At 43.3% G+C, this 16,005-nt stretch carries 10 protein-coding genes, 1 other RNA gene and 1 pseudogene; 9 read left to right on the top strand and 3 right to left on the bottom strand.

Annotation, left to right across the window (positions count from 1 at the left end):
- Nucleotides 1–547: 547 nt before the first annotated feature.
- Both ssrS and ACVBIO_RS18105 read right to left on the bottom strand, forming a co-directional pair.
- Nucleotides 548–729, bottom strand: a non-coding RNA gene (gene ssrS, locus ACVBIO_RS18110) — 6S RNA.
- 82 nt (nucleotides 730–811) lie between these two features.
- The gene (locus ACVBIO_RS18105; protein ID WP_012156522.1) at nucleotides 812–1,132 is read right to left on the bottom strand and encodes a cell division protein ZapA; all 321 of its coding nucleotides are present in this window, start codon (nucleotides 1,130–1,132) and stop codon (nucleotides 812–814) included.
- Nucleotides 1,133–1,494: 362 nt separating this feature from the next.
- Here ACVBIO_RS18105 and ACVBIO_RS18100 point away from each other — a divergent pair, with 362 nt between their 5' ends.
- The 6 genes from ACVBIO_RS18100 (at nucleotide 1,495) to gcvP (ending at nucleotide 10,121) form a co-directional block, all read left to right on the top strand.
- The gene (locus ACVBIO_RS18100; protein WP_447159568.1) at nucleotides 1,495–2,070 is read left to right on the top strand and encodes a UPF0149 family protein; all 576 of its coding nucleotides are present in this window, start codon (nucleotides 1,495–1,497) and stop codon (nucleotides 2,068–2,070) included.
- Nucleotides 2,071–2,169: 99 nt separating this feature from the next.
- Entirely contained in the window at nucleotides 2,170–3,432 is a 1,263-nt protein-coding gene (ubiH, locus tag ACVBIO_RS18095; protein ID WP_447173159.1) for a 2-octaprenyl-6-methoxyphenyl hydroxylase, read from the top strand.
- Between the two features lie 93 nt (nucleotides 3,433–3,525).
- The gene (locus ACVBIO_RS18090; RefSeq protein WP_447173158.1) at nucleotides 3,526–4,746 is read left to right on the top strand and encodes an FAD-dependent monooxygenase; all 1,221 of its coding nucleotides are present in this window, start codon (nucleotides 3,526–3,528) and stop codon (nucleotides 4,744–4,746) included.
- A 305-nt stretch (nucleotides 4,747–5,051) separates the two neighbouring features.
- Nucleotides 5,052–6,146 (top strand): glycine cleavage system aminomethyltransferase GcvT, encoded by a 1,095-nt coding sequence (gcvT, locus tag ACVBIO_RS18085; RefSeq protein WP_447168982.1) that lies wholly within the window; start codon nucleotides 5,052–5,054, stop codon nucleotides 6,144–6,146.
- A 437-nt stretch (nucleotides 6,147–6,583) separates the two neighbouring features.
- On the top strand, nucleotides 6,584–6,973 hold the full coding sequence (gene gcvH / locus ACVBIO_RS18080; protein ID WP_447159572.1) for a glycine cleavage system protein GcvH: 390 nt from the start codon (nucleotides 6,584–6,586) through the stop codon (nucleotides 6,971–6,973).
- 247 nt (nucleotides 6,974–7,220) lie between these two features.
- Complete coding sequence (gene gcvP, locus ACVBIO_RS18075; RefSeq protein ID WP_447162907.1) at nucleotides 7,221–10,121, top strand: aminomethyl-transferring glycine dehydrogenase; 2,901 nt, start codon at nucleotides 7,221–7,223, stop codon at nucleotides 10,119–10,121.
- Nucleotides 10,122–10,288: 167 nt separating this feature from the next.
- Here the strand turns inward: gcvP and ACVBIO_RS18070 are convergent.
- Nucleotides 10,289–10,372, bottom strand: a pseudogene (locus ACVBIO_RS18070) (hypothetical protein); the annotation flags it as partial.
- Between the two features lie 248 nt (nucleotides 10,373–10,620).
- On the opposite strand from ACVBIO_RS18070, the gene ACVBIO_RS18065 reads away from it, so the two are divergent.
- The 3 genes from ACVBIO_RS18065 to ACVBIO_RS18055 all read left to right on the top strand — a co-directional run bounded on the left by ACVBIO_RS18065 (nucleotide 10,621) and on the right by ACVBIO_RS18055 (nucleotide 15,844).
- On the top strand, nucleotides 10,621–11,454 hold the full coding sequence (locus ACVBIO_RS18065; protein WP_447173157.1) for a hypothetical protein: 834 nt from the start codon (nucleotides 10,621–10,623) through the stop codon (nucleotides 11,452–11,454).
- A complete protein-coding gene (locus ACVBIO_RS18060) occupies nucleotides 11,447–12,184 on the top strand; it encodes a hypothetical protein (protein WP_447173156.1) in 738 nt (245 codons plus the stop codon). The genes ACVBIO_RS18065 and ACVBIO_RS18060 overlap by 8 nt, the downstream gene beginning before the upstream one ends.
- A gap of 381 nt (nucleotides 12,185–12,565) precedes the next feature.
- Nucleotides 12,566–15,844: a hypothetical protein gene (locus ACVBIO_RS18055; protein WP_447173155.1), complete on the top strand. Its 3,279-nt coding sequence runs from the start codon at nucleotides 12,566–12,568 to the stop codon at nucleotides 15,842–15,844.
- Nucleotides 15,845–16,005: the final 161 nt, after the last annotated feature.

The raw sequence follows: 16,005 nt of genomic DNA, 5'->3' as shown, positions 1-16,005 counted from the left end.
TCATGATTATACGCCTATCCTTGACTCTTTTTAGAGTACAGTTTGATAAGCAGTTACACAAAGTTAGTTACAGTCTCCGTAAATACGCATCCCCTGTTGGTGTACAGTTTTAGTTGACCACATCAACCTACAAATAAGATTCTAGGAAAAGCACTGAGCAGTTCTGTTTCTGTTTTGGTTTTGTCTTGTTCTTTTGCTCTTCCTAGCAGGGCGGAGCCCGTCCTCGAAGCGAAGCGTCCTAGGATCTAGCGCCTAACACAACAAAAAAGCCACTCTGTCATCAACAAAGTGGCTCAATATTTTTAGGACCTATAAATTAAATTGCTCCCCGCACTCTCTTTATCAAGAGTCTTCATAAAGAGTCCGACAGGTCGGTATCACCAATGCGCAAATAAAAAAACCACCGTTATTGCTAACGATGGCTTTCATTAAATTAAATTGCTCCCCCCAGTCTTTTCATTAAAAGTCCGATAGGTCGGTATCACCAATGCGCAGAAACAAAAAAGCCACTCAGTCATCGACAAAGTGGCTTAATGTAAGAATTAAATTGCTCCCCAGAATACCGACCGCTGGTGTAGCCCTTGAACCGTAGGTTCAAGGCGGGTAAATGAATACCTCCTAAGGCTTCTCGGTACGAGCCGAGCTTGCGCAATGTCAGTAAAACATTCACCCTGGGTTTGTAAGTATCGGCACAGGGACATTACCAGCTAGCGAATATCCCAGGGAGCAAAACTTGTGTTCGTAAACCAGTCGGGTGACTAAAGTGGGCTTACGATAAAACTGTAATCAGCTGCTTATTAAGCAAACTCTATTATAACGACTTTTCGTCAGGTTTTGTAGCGCGTTCAACCAACGCGTCTTCAAGTGTCGACTGCAGCAAACCGATTTTATTATCCATCTGCCTTATATAATCTTGATTCTTTTGCTGTTCTTCTAACAGCTCATAACCGATATTTAATGCTGCCATAATGGCAATTTCTTCACGGCTAATGTTATTGGTACGTGCCTTAAGCGAGGTTAACTGCTTTTCGAGATTATTGGCCACATGCCTAAGCGCAGCTTCTTGTCCTTGTGGACAAGCAATAGAGTAGGTACGACCCATAAGGGTAATTTCAATCGCCTTGCTACTCATTCCGAAAAGGATCCTTTAACCGTGTACTTGAGCGGACTATATCGGTCTCAATAGCAAAGTGCAACACGATCGACGCGCAAACTCGCTCAGTTTAGATTAATTGTTGTTTAGATCGCCATTGGCGTACAAACATAGAGCGACTCGCTAGTTTAGATGTTACTTAATAGCAAGTTTTACATCATCAATAATGGCCAAAATTAACCGCTTTTTTGTCGGTGTATACTTTGCAACTGATTACGATTGTTGCATTTGTGGCTTACTCCACATAGTTTTAGGCACTTTATTGCGGCGACTATTGGTCGAGCTCACCACTTCTGCTAGCATGAACAATAGTAAATTTTGTGATTGGATAACACTTTATTATGGCGAGCCTTCCTACATTGCGCATGGATAAATTACTTGCAGCACTTAATGCTGCCGAAATTGGTCAGCACCCTGTCGAAGTTCACGGTGCTCTTGTTGGGCTTATTTGTGGCGGAGTAGAGCAACACGCCTCAGGCTGGACCCAGCCGTTACTTGAGCTGATGAATGACGGCCAAGCACTGCCAAAAGATCTGCAAGCCTTGATTGAAGAGCTATACCAAGATGCGGTGACGCGTTTGTCAGATACCGATTTTGGCTTTAGCCCAATGCTACCAGAAGAGGAAGAGCCGCTTTCAAAGCGTGTTGAAGCGTTATCTTTATGGGTGCAAAGCTTCTTAACGGGTATCGCGATTATCCAACCTAAACTTAACCAAGCGCCGCTTGATGTGCGTGAAGTTATTCAGGACTTGTCAGAAATCGCACAAGTTGAGTTTGATGTTGGTGAAGACGAAGAGTCTGAAGCGGCACTGATTGAGCTGATGGAGTTTACTCGTATGGCGGCATTAATGTGCTACGCCGAGTTTGGCCCCGCCATCGATGACGACGAACCCATCGACGTGGGTGTTATGCACTAATTATCACGCGTGACCCAATACCGCCATCGCATCTGTTTGCATGGCGGTTTTTGTATCAGCAATATCACACATTATTTTGTTATTGAGTTCATACATTCCATGGCGAATCCTAACGAGCTAGCAAGTAGCAACCAAATCAACGAGGTCGACATCGCGATTGTTGGCGGTGCAATGGCGGGAGCTACCTTAGCTCTGGCGTTGGCCCAGCTGACAAAATCGCTCGCAAAACCACTTAATATCGCCTTAATTGAAGCCCACAAGCCAAGCTGCGATCACCCAGGCTTTGATGCACGATCAATTGCTATCTCCCATGGCTCAATATTTCAGTTAACGCAACTGGATCTATGGCAGCATCTTGAGTCATTAGCAACGCCGATTGAAAATATCCATATTTCAGAGCGCGGCAACTTTGGTATGACAGAGCTTAACAGTGAGTCATTTAATCTGCCGTATCTTGGCCAAGTGGTTGAGCTTGAAGCCGTAGGTAAGCAGCTCTTTAGCTTGCTTGAAAAGAGCGATGTGGCGCTATATTGCCCAGCTAAACTGCAAAGCGTAACAGCCCAAGTTGATGCCCAATTACTTACCCTTGAAGATGGTCAGCAGATCTCGGCTAAGCTATTAATCGCAGCCGATGGAGTTAACTCCAAAGTGCGCCAAGCGTTTAAGCAGCCACTTGAACAGGTCGATTTTAATCAAACCGCCATTATTGCCAATATTCATACCGAGCAGGCGCATCAAGGCTGGGCCTATGAGCGCTTTACTCAAACAGGGCCATTAGCGCTACTGCCAATGGCTGATAGTAAGCATGAATCGCGGTTATCTATGGTGTGGGCCTTACCGCCTAGCGAAGCTGAGCGACTACTAGCTGCCCCCAAAGCCGAGTTTATTGAGCAATTGCAGCAAGCCTTTGGTTACCGGGCTGGACGCTTTATCGATATCGGCAACCGCTATAGCTATCCGCTGTTGCTGTCGTATATGCCAAGGCCGATTTACCATCGCACGGTATTTTTAGGTAACGCGGCGCAAACGCTACATCCTATTGCAGGCCAAGGTTTTAACTTAGGTCTACGTGATGTGGTGTGCTTGATTGATGTGATTGAAAAAGCGCTAACCAAGTTAGCGCTTGCTAACCCCGAAGGGACTATCGATTTGGGCGGCACAAGCGTCACCCACGCCTACCTTGCAAGGCGTAATGACGATAGAAAAAGCACCATGAATAATATTGAGTTTCTCGTGCGCGGGTTTTCAAATGATCATTGGCCATTAGTGATTGGGCGTAATTTAGGCTTGCGATTACTGTCATGGTTCCCACCGCTAAAAGCTCCCGTGGCGCAAAAAGCAATGGGCTGGCTCCAAAGTTAGCCACTCGCGTGGCAAGATAGCCTGCGCGAGATTAAACAGTACGATTAATCGTGTTTTTAGGTCAAAAGCAGTTTTAATGAGTAAGGGTAAAAGATGTTAAGCACGCAAACTTATGATGTTGCCATCGTTGGCGGAGGCATGGTTGGCCTAGCAACGGCTATTGGCTTAGCAATGGAAGGCATTAAAGTCGTGGTGATTGATGCAGGCCACACCCAAGCGGTATCGGGCCCAGCAAAACTTAGGGTTAGCGCCATTAATAAAGCTAGCCAGCAACTTATTACCAACTTAGGTGCCTGGCCTTACTTGGCTGCAGCAAGAGTGAGTCCTTACCAAAAAATGCAGGTGTGGGACAAAGACAGCCTAGGTAAAATCGATTTTGATGCGCATTCACTGGGCGAAACTCACCTGGGCTCAATTATCGAAAACGACGCCATCGCCTTTGCACTTGCTGAGCGCGCCTCAGAATTTAGTGAGTTGACCTATATCGAAAACCAGCGTTTAGAGCGAATCGCCTTTGGCGAGCGAGAAGCCTGGTTAACCTTAGATAATGGCGACAACTTAAGTGCCGCATTAGTGATTGCTGCAGACGGCGCCAACTCATGGGTGCGCGAGCAATGTAACATCCCCATGACCTTCTGGGACTACAATCACCACGCCATAGTGGCCACCATTCGCACCGAACTGCCTCACGGCGACACCGCAAGACAAGTATTCGATAAAGAAGGCCCATTAGCGTTTCTACCTTTATATGAAAAAGATCTGTGTTCAATCGTGTGGTCAGTCTCGCCAGAAAAAGCACAGCAGCTTTTAGCATTAGATAAGGTGAGCTTTGAGCGCGCCTTAACCGCCGCATTCGATGGTCGCCTTGGTATGTGCAGCCTCGAAAGTGAACGCCAATCGTTTCCTTTGCGTATGCGTTACGCACGCCACTTTGCACGGCCGCGCTTGATCCTTGCGGGCGACGCCGCTCACACCATTCACCCGCTCGCAGGTCAAGGTGTTAACTTAGGTTTTCTCGACGCTGCCAGCATCGTCGAGGTGGTAAGCGAGCTTAAAAACCAAGGTAAAGACATTGGTGATTATCGTCACCTGCGAGATTTAGAGCGTTGGCGTAAAGCCGAGGCGCTTGAGATGATAGCGGCAATGGAAGGGTTTAAAAAATTATTCCAAGGCACTAACCCGATTAAAAAAGCCATTCGCGATCTGGGCTTAAATATCGTTGATAATTTTGCGCCATTGAAAACACTGTTTATTCAACAGGCGCTAGGCAACAAGAACAACTTGCCGAGCCTGTGTAAGCGCAAACAGAGTTAACAATTTTGACTCATTAGTTGAATCTAAATAAGCCTTTAATTTCATAGGTTTGTTTTAGTGTTGTTGATGAAAGCTGTTTTTGTGTGAAATTTTCACAAATTCATAATGAGAAAAACTAATGACAAAACTGTTCGGATTAGAAAATTCTTTTGTATACAAAGTAGCGTCTCAAGGTATAATTTCGCCGCATTTTAATACGACGACATTAATCTGAACCCCATAGCTGACTCGAGTACCCTACACAGTACTCTATATAAAGAGCGGGGATCAGCAGCAGACTAGAAGACCCCAAAGAAGGGATAAAAATGGCTAACAAAACTGTACTTTTTAACAAGCATCTAGAATCGAACGGCAAAATGGTAGATTTCCACGGTTGGGATATGCCACTTAACTACGGTTCACAAATTGAAGAGCATCACGCGGTTCGCCAGGACGCCGGTATGTTTGACGTTTCTCACATGACAGTTGTTGATGTGATTGGTGACGACGCTTGTGCCTTTTTACGTAAATTGCTAGCCAATGACGTCGCTAAGCTTAAAGTTCCGGGTAAGGCGTTATATGGCGGTATGCTTGACCATAACGGCGGCGTCATCGACGACCTTATCACTTATTACCTATCAGATACCGAGTACCGTATTGTTGTTAACTCAGCAACACGCGAAAAAGACCTAGCTTGGATCAATGAGCAAGTTAACGGTTTTAGCGTTGAAGTTACCGAGCGTCCAGAGCTGGCGATGATCGCCGTTCAAGGCCCAAATGCTAAGGCAAAAGCTGCCACAGTATTTAACGCCGCGCAAAACGCTGCCATTGAAGGTATGAAGCCATTCTTTGGTGTACAAGCAGACTCACTATTTATTGCAACCACTGGTTATACCGGCGAAACAGGCTACGAAGTTATCGTGCCAGAATCAGAAGCCGAAGCCCTATGGCAAGCATTCTTAGACGCGGGCATTCGCCCATGCGGCTTAGGTGCACGTGACACCCTTCGTCTAGAAGCAGGCATGAACCTTTACGGCCTAGATATGGACGAAAGCGTTAACCCACTAGCCGCTAATATGGGCTGGACGGTAGCGTGGGAGCCAGCGGATCGCGACTTTAACGGTCGCCAAGCGTTAGAAAAGATTAAAGCTGAAGGTACCGACAAACTTGTTGGCCTCATCATGGATGCTAAAGGCGTTATCCGTCACGGCATGTCAGTATTCTTTACCGATAGCGACGGTGTTGAGCAGCAAGGTACCATCACAAGTGGTACTTTCTCACCGACACTCGGTTACTCAATTGCCATGGCTCGCGTACCGCGCAGCATTGGTGACGTAGCTGAAGTTGAAATGCGTAAAAAGCGTGTACCAGTAAAGGTTATCGCACCGTCGTTTGTACGTAACGGTAAACAAGCATTCTAATTTTTCTGGGTTAATGCTGGTTATTTGAATCTACTTTGTTGTCGCCAGTGCTCATTGATACTTATCAACTGCGCGCTGGCTCCTAAAACTAGAATCAAATTCCTGCGCCTTCACCTCAGAAAATGGTTTGTGATGCTGCGAATAGAAAACTTATTCGCTTTATCAAGATAGTGTTATCTATTGGCCCTGTTGATGCTCTTAGTGGATAGATTGGATCAATAGGCTACAGTTTATGGTTTCATCAAACGCTGATATAAAGCGAAAAGTGCTAGATTTGCGCGGTTGAACAGTATCAATGTCGCAAACCTTAAAAAGTAGATGAAATCGCTGCACTTATGATGTAAAAAAGGTGCAAAAATTGATATAAGCCTTACAGGCAAGTCAGTGTAACGTCTTATTAAATACAGAATTAGAACATCGAATAAGGATTTAGACCAATGAGCAATATCCCAGCTGAACTTAAATATGCTTCTTCTCACGAGTGGATCCGTAAAGAAGAAGACGGAAGCTACACAGTCGGTATCAGTGAGCACGCTCAAGAGCTTTTGGGTGACATGGTGTTCGTTGAGCTTCCAGAAGTGGGCGACGACGTAAGCGCGGGTGAAGACTGCGCAGTAGCTGAATCTGTAAAAGCGGCGTCAGACATCTACGCACCGCTTTCTGGCGAAGTGATTGCCGTTAACGAAGCGCTGGAAGATTCTCCAGAGCTAGTTAACAGCGATGCATTTGGTGATGGTTGGTTCTTCCGCGTTATGCCAACCGACCTTACTGAACTAGACAACTTGCTTGATGCCGAAGGTTATCAAGCAGTTATCGACGAAGAATAAGCGTCGATGATAAACAAAGCCCCAACTCATCGCTGAGTGGGGCTTTGTTCGTTATATGGCTTATGCCGCAAAAGCTAAAGACATGTAATTAATAATATTTCAGTCAAAGTGTGTGAGCCGAGATACGTTTGCCAAGCTATTCAAGCAAACGTACATAAGCCAAACAACAATCGAATTCTAAACTAAAGAGACCGGTAGCACCGCCCCCCTACAGGCAGGATACTGGCAAATAGGAACTAGGTTACCCATGACCAAAGAAACCCTTACGCAGTTAGAGCAGCACGAACTATTTCTACGCCGTCACATTGGCCCAGGTGCTGATCAGCAGCAAGAGATGCTTAATTTTGTTGGTGCTGAATCGTTAGAAGATCTCACCGCTCAAATCGTACCCGGCGCTATCTTGCTAAACCGTGATTTAGCGGTTGGCGATTCGTGTGGTGAAGCGGAAGGCTTAGCTTATATCCGTAAAATTGCAGACAAGAACAAAGTCTTCAAGAGCTACATTGGTATGGGATACCACGGCACTGAAGTACCGAGTGTTATCCAGCGTAACGTATTAGAAAATCCAGGTTGGTACACCGCCTACACGCCTTACCAGCCAGAGATTGCTCAAGGCCGCCTTGAAGCGATTCTAAACTTCCAGCAAGTATCAATGGACTTAACTGGTCTTGATCTCGCTTCATCATCACTGCTTGATGAAGCCACAGCTGCCGCAGAAGCGATGGCGCTATCTAAGCGTGTCTCTAAAGCGAAAAAAGCTAACATCTACTTTGTGGCAGACGATGTGTTCCCACAAACGGTTGACGTGATTAAAACTCGCGCCGAGTGTTTTGGTTTTGAGGTTATTGTCGGCCCTGCACAGGACGCTGTTAACTACGAGCTATTTGGTGCGCTATTTCAGTACACCAACCGCCTAGGTCAAATTAACGATTTCACTGAGCTATTTGCTCAGCTACATGAGAAAAAGGCGCTGGTATCGGTTGCAGCCGACATGATGTCGCTTGTCTTGCTTAAGTCGCCAGGTTCTATGGGCGCTGACGTAGTATTGGGTAACTCACAACGCTTTGGTGTGCCAATGGGCTTTGGTGGGCCACACGCTGCATTTTTTGTGACCCGTGACGAATATAAGCGTTCACTACCGGGTCGTATTATCGGTGTATCACAAGATACTCGTGGTAACCGCGCACTGCGTATGGCAATGCAGACTCGTGAGCAACATATCCGCCGCGAAAAAGCTAACTCAAACATCTGTACCGCGCAGGTGCTACTTGCCAACATGGCATCATTCTATGCGGTATTCCACGGTCCACAAGGCCTTAAGACCATTGCTGAGCGCATTCACCGTCTAACCGACATCGTTGCCGCTGCACTAACGGCAAAAGGCGTTGAGCTCGTGAACAACACTTGGTTCGATACCCTGTCAATTAAAGGCTTAGACGTTGCGGCTGTACAAGCACGCTCTGCTGCTGCTGGCCTAAACCTGCGCATCGACAGTGATGGCATTGTGGGTTTAAGTTTGTCTGAAACCACGACTCGCAGCGATGTTGCTGAGCTAATTGCCGTTATCCTAGGTGATGACGATAGCTCAAACGGTAGCGCTGATATTGCAGCACTTGATGCAGCGATTATTGCTAACGGCAGCACGTCAATCCCAAGCGAACTTATCCGTAAAGATGCCATCTTAACGCACCCAACATTTAACCGTTACCAGAGCGAAACGGAAATGATGCGTTATATCAAGCGTCTTGAAAATAAAGACCTAGCCCTGAACCACTCAATGATTTCATTGGGTTCGTGCACCATGAAGCTAAACGCAGCAACCGAAATGGCGCCGATTACATGGCCAGAATTTGGCAACATGCACCCATTCTGCCCACAAGATCAGGCGCAAGGTTACGCGCAGCTACTTGAAGAGCTATCTGCATGGCTAATTGATATCACAGGTTACGACGCGGTATCACTGCAGCCTAACTCAGGCGCGCAGGGCGAATACGCGGGTCTTCTAGCAATTAAGCAATACCATGAGTCACGTGGCGACGCGCACAGAAATATCTGTCTAATCCCACAATCGGCGCACGGTACTAACCCAGCTTCTGCGCAGCTTGCAGGCATGAAAATCGTGGTCACGGCTTGTGATAAAGCCGGCAACATCGACATGGCTGATCTTCGCGCCAAAGCGGCAGAAGTGGCTGACAACCTATCGTGCATCATGGTCACTTACCCGTCGACGCACGGCGTGTACGAAGAGACCATCGCTGAAATTTGCGATGTGATCCATGATCACGGCGGTCAAGTTTACTTAGATGGCGCTAATATGAACGCACAGGTAGGCCTAACATCACCAGGCTTTATCGGCGCAGACGTATCGCACCTTAACTTACACAAGACCTTTGCTATCCCACATGGCGGCGGTGGACCAGGTATGGGCCCAATCGGTGTTAAAAAGCACCTTGCGCCATTCCTATCCGGTCACGCGGTGGTTAAGCATGGTCTTGAGTCTGACAACAATGGCGCAGTATCAGCCGCGCCATTTGGTAGCGCAGGCATCTTGCCTATCACTTGGATGTACATCAAGTTGCTAGGTAAAAAAGGTCTACGTCAGTCAACGCAAGTAGCACTGCTTAATGCTAACTACATGATGAAGAAACTGTCGGCGCATTACCCAGTACTTTATACCGGCCGTAACGACCGTGTTGCCCACGAGTGCATCATCGATTTGCGTCCACTTAAAGAAGCATCTGGCGTGACCGAAATGGATATCGCTAAGCGTCTAAATGACTATGGTTTCCACGCGCCAACCATGAGCTTCCCAGTGGCGGGAACCTTGATGATTGAGCCAACAGAATCAGAGTCTAAGGTTGAGCTAGACAGATTCATCGAGGCAATGGTGTCTATTCGCGGCGAAATCGCCAAGGTAGAAGCAGGCGAGTGGCCAGCGGACAACAACCCGCTACACAACGCGCCGCACACCCTAGCTGACATCATGGACCCAGCGTTTGATGAGCGTCCATATACGCGTGAAGAAGCGGTGTTCCCAACGGCAGCGGTGAAGCTGAACAAGTTCTGGCCAACGGTTAACCGTATTGATGATGTGTTTGGTGACCGTAACCTAATGTGTTCATGCGCTCCAATCTCCGACTACGAGTAATCTTTTAATTGCTGATGAGTGTTAATTAAGTTTGTGACTATTTTAATTAAGTTTGTGACCGTAATTAAGATTGTGACTGGCTAGATAGCGAAACGCTCATAACGACATTAAAAAGCGAACCAAAAATGGTTCGCTTTTTTTTAGCTCAGTTTTACTTTTTTGGGCTGCTAGGGGGGGCGCCGAGTTAGTCTAACGTTCGTTAGCTTAACGTTCGTTAGCTTAACGTTCGTTAGCTTAACGTTCGTTAGCTTAACTCTTTGGAGGGCTAATTCGAAAGTGCTCCAGAACGCATTTTAAATGAATCCTTTTTACGTCAGACGTAGGTGCTCTAACAATCTATAAATAACCCGAGCGTATAATTGTAAAACAATCCGTTTTGTAAATTATCTCTGCCAAAAATAATCAGTTCGAAAAACCTGTAAGTTGCTGTCATGACTATTAATTAATGCTGTCATGTATATACTGAATGCATACCAATTTAACCGCATTAGGAATGTATATGAGCGTCAACTTTGATGTTGTGATGGCGAGTGATGACTACTCTGTAGATATGAATTCGGGACTCGATACACTTAAAGGGGCGTCTGAGGCCACTAGACAGATAGCAACTACAATTCTTGAAGAACGAGTGCCAGAGAGGCTATCGAGTGAAAGCAAAGTTCGAACAAACTTAAAAAAGAGTTTTAGAGGCTCTTTTGGTCAGCAATTCTCTATTGATATCTATGATGTGGATGTGCAGAAGCGATTCAATAAGATTGGTAAGAAGGCATTTGCGGAACTGATATCTTATTTTATAAATGAAGCTCTTTATCAAGAAAGTCTTGAGCTTTCCCTAAAGGCTAAAAATGTTCTGAAAGGTCTTGGGGTCGAACTTGAAGAGAAGTTAATTAAGCAACTGCAAACAAGCTCTCTTGATCACTTGCACACTGTATCTAATAACTTTAATCAAGGTGTAAAGCTTAGGTATAGACAAAGTAGAGAAAAACAAACTATCTTAGCTAAAGTTGACCGTGCAACACATGCTACTTTAAAACCACGAACAGATAGAACTAAACGAGACATTGCTGCAAGTATAACTCGTCTTAATATCAATACTGGCAATGGTAGGCTTCAAATACAAGGTGCAGATGAAACTGTTGCATTTGGATTCCCTGCAACGAAGAGGTATCTAGAGCTTAAAGTCGCATCTAAAGCGCCTTTTTCTAAAAACTTGCATACTAATAACAGTAAGCCAAGAGAAGAGTGGGAAACTCTACATCTTCGTGTTCATACGGAAACTACAAGCACAGGCCGAGTAATCAAATATATTGTTGAAGGTATTATCGATGCTTAATAGGTATTCAATTGCAGCTATCGGATTGATGGTTGTAGTCGTTGCTTCTTATGTCTTCCAGTTTTATTTCAATCTGGGGTATGAGATCTCAGAACAGCCCTCTGATTGGGTTGATTTTGGTGGTTTCTTTAATGGGCTTGTTAGCCCACTGCTTAGCTTTGTCTCCTTGGTATTGTTGATTCAGTCCCTAAATCTTCAGAACCAAGCTAATACAGAGCTTAGGGTTGAGGTGCAGCTGAACCATAAAAATGAGCAGCTGAGATCATTTGAGACCTACTTCTTTGGGCTAATAGAAGCGCAGAGGGCTTCATTTGCAAATTTCAAATTGGAGTTCAAGGAAGAGGAAGGTGTTAAATCTCTGGGAGGAGTATGCGCTATACGAGCGCTTGAAGATCGGATTGAAGCTTTTCGTGAACGCAATGCACAAGATACTGAAATAGAAGAAATGCTAGAGAAGCTTGATCAAGACGAGCACATCTATAACACGATTCGAGTTTTCTATAACATCGTGAAAATGATTACCGAAAGGCTCAGTGATACAAATCAGTTTGATGAGAGTATAAGGACGAATCAGTTTCAAACACTTATTAGCTTTACCGAGTTCTCTCAACTGAGACTTGTAATGATCTGTATGCAGTTTATGGATTACCCATCGGCTGACTACCTAAAAAACAACCATGAGTTCATGACTGTACTAACAGATCTAGGCGGAGGAGCGGATCACTATTAGGTGTTTTGAAGTCTGTTAACGGTAGCTGGGAAAGCCTAGCTGCCTTGCTGTTTCTGCAATAGATAGAGCCTTGCGAATTGATCGATATCTTCAATTCTAGAGCTAATTTAGCTTTGCTGATGAAACTCAGCCCCTAACTCACTTTGTCCTTCTTCAAGCCTGGTAGGCCATAGTTGATTTATCATTTTGAAATAGAGAAAAGTCTCTCAGTAGGCAGCTACTATTGTCATACATATTTTAATGGGTAGGCAAAAATCTGAACCTGAGTTCCCATTATAAGCACTAAACAACATAAATGTACGTATATCATTGATTAACATTTGCTTTCTAGTAAAATAGTTGTACTTAGAGGTGTTCCCTTCAGCTATTTGAGATACTTAAATGTTTGTTAATTTAGAGAAAATATTGAAGTCACTTCAGTATCATGTAAATAAAAACATTGATGAAACTCTTTACCAAAACAAGGCGTTTTTATCTAGCAAGTGGAACTTTTTAGAACACAACATATTACGCTGGTCACAAAGACATAGTTATTACATTCTTCTCTCCTGCGCCTTAGCTATTTTACTTGTTACTAATTTATTGCTCTGGAAAGAAGAAATAACTCCATTTGCTAATGAGTATTTCCCTCACTGGGAAAAATTAATCGACTGGCAAGGAGGTTTTCTTGCTGGGCAGCTAACCATAGTGGGCGTGGTGTATCCCCTTGTTATTGGTTTGATTGGTGTGATTTTTCAGAATAAGTCAGGCAAGAAAACACTGTTCCCTATTTATCAGATGTACTCTGGCTTTATGTTTGCTGGCCTGAGTGGTTTATTTTTGTCTATTTTTATAGTTGTAGGTTATTTCCTCAGCGCAAGTATGGAACCGTCAACTTATCTAGCTATTTGTATAACTACAGCTCTATGGTTGATCCTTAATATTCTATTAACTAGTTGGTTTTTTACTACCACATTTTTGATGCTAGATGAAACGAAACGTGACGGGTTAGTTGTTCGATTCACTATCCATGAACTGTGTGAGACAGATATTAGGCAAAGAATTCATGAGCTATTATTACTGAACTCTTTGCAGAATAATATTCTGGCTAACCCAGATGAAAACGTACTGAAAGTTAACACATATAAGTTTTCTGATGATAAGTACAACGAAATTATTGTCCCTTCAGCTTCTCCAATTCACGTTACTAATGTCTACTTTGCAATCATCAATGCGGTAATTCGTTACCAAGTTAAGAAACTCAAAGTAGTTAGTTGGTTCAATTGCCAGAGTTTCGGAAAGTGGCTAGTTTCGAAAAAAGGTTTTAGCTGGCTCTGTTTAGATCCTAATGCTAAGCCAGAATTAGTACTACAGCCTATTTGGACTAGAGAAAATGAAAAAGGTCTCGTAGTTGTTAGATATACTGATTTTGATCTAGGCTGGTTGTCTAAGGTGCTGATTAAATTTAGTTTTTCGACTAATAAAAACGAAGGCGGACATGATAAGAGCTTGACATCCATGATGCTAGGCTTAGTTGGCTCAGCGAATGACTCGATTCGAGAAAAGAACGCCGTAGAATTCAAATATGCTTTACAAAACATCGTGAAATGGCACATCGAGATAGCTTCAGCTTTAAGTTTCCTAAATGATAATAGAGAAGACGACAACTGGTTATTGCTGCCAACGGCTAGTTTTTTCAGTAGAAGCTATCTTGATGAAATTTTGGCGGAATATTATCAAATTGCAAAAGCTGCTGTTGAACTAATATCTGACAACATTGAATACTTTGACGAAGTCATTTATTTGCATAAGCGAATATTTTCAGGTCGAGAAAGGTTAGTTAAGCATGAGGGATTTTCATTGATCCAAGGTAGTTACTTTACTTGGCCATTATTGATGGAATGGCGTTCATATAACTCTTCTTCACCAGATATACGTGTAGCTAACAAATATGAAGACGTACTTTTTGATTTTGTCGGTTCATGGGAGTCTTGGCTCGATTACATTGAACCAAGAAGCAAGCGGCTTGATAATTTTACTGATTCAGTACCACTGTATCTTGCACACTTAGAGTTTACTGCTCATACAGCAGTATCTGCATTGAGGTATAACAATGTTGAAGCTGCTGGTTGGGGAGTTGACATGTTAAACAACTGGTTCGACAAGCTTTCTGTAGATAACTATGGTCATGGATATGAAGAATATGCATGGCACTCAGAATTGGTGACCCATGGCATGTTGTTTGAAAACTTCGATGGACCGTCATGGATTACTGCTTTGAATGGTAATGAATTCAAGCTTCAACCTGCTTTCAATATCGCACTCATGAACGCTGCGTTTGACCTGAGGATTATTACAGCTTGCTACATTCTGCTCAAGCCTAACTTGAACGATGACGATAGAATAAGACAATACATTAGAGCACTAATTTCTGGAGCTTCAATCCACCCAACAGGTTCAATTGGTGGCAGAACTAAATCTGTATCTAATGCTAACGACATCCTTGGAGCGTATATTAGGCATAGAGATTACCCCAATTATGATGGTAGTACCTACGGCTCATGGCTTTCAAAAGTTCTTGAATCCTTTGGGCGAGTTAATGAAAAACGAAGAGTATCAGGACGTACCTACTCAGGCTGGGGACGAAACAATCCTCATAGTATGAATAGTGCTTATGTTGAAATTACCGTTTCATTTTCTAAGAGCCGATGGCAACTTGAACGTAAATGGTTCGATATCATTTTTTCGGATGCATTTCGCCATCAGGATCAAAAATCTCTTGTTCGTGACTTAGAAGATTGGCTTAAATTATCTGATGAAGTCAAAGAGCCATTTCTTATATCTAGAGAAGAGTTTGATAGTAATCTTGATAACTTTAAATTTTCAGTTCAACAGATTATTGAGCAAATAAACCAACAACAGAATGACATAGTTAAAGATGCGGAAATTGACGAAGATATTCTAACAAAATTTGGGTTGATTTGTTCCGAGGCTTTTACAGACGAAGACCATAACTTGGAATTCCCTATGAACCTATTTAAATCTGTTAGTTTTAATGCTACTCCCGTAGATAAAAATTTATGCACATTAAATATACAGGGGTATTTGAAAGAAAAAGTTGCTAAAAGCATTGATACCAATAGAGCTATTAACGAGAAAGATTGGCTAAAAGAATCAACAGAGAGAAACATTAAACTTAATATACTAAGGAAGCTACTGCGCTACAACGTTTCTGATTCAAAGATCTATGCCAATGTAGAAGATAATATCATTGACATTTCAGAGTTAAGCAAAAATATTTTAAATCCTGTTTTATTCTCAGGGGGATTGGAGTTAAAGCGATTTCTTCGACAAGCAAAGTATACGCAAAATTTATCCGACAAATTTGATATTTCGTTTGTCGATGGTTTTGGACGGAATTATATCTGTCATATCGGCAATATTATTGTATATAACATTTCTTTTTCGGATGTTAACTTTAGCTTACTGACAACTAAAGATTTATTCGAATCTATTGAAATTGGTGAGGTTATGAAAAGACAGTTTGTTAAAGTTAATTATGAGCCATCTGAAAATGAAAATATTGGTAAACTGTCAATAAAATATTGGATGCAAGCTGCTTTAGCAGAAGGGCAACCTTGTATTAAAACAGAAGTAAAAAGCATGAAAGAAGAATGTTAAATATTGCAGGATTACAGTAGGGTAAGGAGCCGTCTTTCATTTTCTTGTGATGTTTTGACCTACTTTTATTAATCTCAATTTGGTGGGCAAGAGCAAAGGCTCTAGCGTACCCTTGTACGCAAAATGCGTTAGAGAGTAACTTGAAAGTTAAGGGTTACCAC

It is taken from the genome of Shewanella sp. 0m-8 (assembly GCF_052977265.1).
This window is presented reverse-complemented; position numbering and strand designations above follow the sequence as displayed.

Coding starts and splice junctions, on each gene's coding strand:
- ACVBIO_RS18105 (WP_012156522.1), bottom strand. CDS start 1,132: ATGAGTAGCAAGGCGATTGAAATTACCCTTATGGGTCGTACCTACTCT.
- ACVBIO_RS18100 (WP_447159568.1), top strand. CDS start 1,495: ATGGCGAGCCTTCCTACATTGCGCATGGATAAATTACTTGCAGCACTT.
- ubiH (WP_447173159.1), top strand. CDS start 2,170: ATGGCGAATCCTAACGAGCTAGCAAGTAGCAACCAAATCAACGAGGTC.
- ACVBIO_RS18090 (WP_447173158.1), top strand. CDS start 3,526: ATGTTAAGCACGCAAACTTATGATGTTGCCATCGTTGGCGGAGGCATG.
- gcvT (WP_447168982.1), top strand. CDS start 5,052: ATGGCTAACAAAACTGTACTTTTTAACAAGCATCTAGAATCGAACGGC.
- gcvH (WP_447159572.1), top strand. CDS start 6,584: ATGAGCAATATCCCAGCTGAACTTAAATATGCTTCTTCTCACGAGTGG.
- gcvP (WP_447162907.1), top strand. CDS start 7,221: ATGACCAAAGAAACCCTTACGCAGTTAGAGCAGCACGAACTATTTCTA.
- ACVBIO_RS18065 (WP_447173157.1), top strand. CDS start 10,621: ATGAGCGTCAACTTTGATGTTGTGATGGCGAGTGATGACTACTCTGTA.
- ACVBIO_RS18060 (WP_447173156.1), top strand. CDS start 11,447: ATGCTTAATAGGTATTCAATTGCAGCTATCGGATTGATGGTTGTAGTC.
- ACVBIO_RS18055 (WP_447173155.1), top strand. CDS start 12,566: ATGTTTGTTAATTTAGAGAAAATATTGAAGTCACTTCAGTATCATGTA.